The organism is Neisseria sp. WLZKY-1 (assembly GCF_046546535.1).
Classification (GTDB): domain Bacteria; phylum Pseudomonadota; class Gammaproteobacteria; order Burkholderiales; family Neisseriaceae; genus Neisseria.
Window position 1 is genome coordinate 1 of record NZ_JBKGTW010000178.1, and the last position, 207, is coordinate 207.

Genomic DNA, 207 nt, shown 5'->3' on the forward strand with positions numbered 1-207 from the left:
TTTGTTTGTCCAATTCGTCAATCAGCCGGTCAAAATGGGCAATCAGTTGTTTGACGCTTTCGACTTGCGTTTCGTGAACCTGATGCAGACGGTTTTTCTCGGCCGTCCGCATATCCACCAGCTGGTTGCGGCGGTTAACCAATGCTTCCAACACTTCTTCCGCTTCGGTGGGCGGGTGGTAGAGCATGGTTTGCCAACCTTCTTTCT

Annotated in this window: 1 pseudogene; it reads right to left on the reverse strand. The window is 51.2% G+C overall.

The annotated features are described in order from the left end of the window. Positions 1 to 207, reverse strand: a pseudogene (locus ACLD9W_RS12725) (IS110 family transposase); the annotation flags it as partial.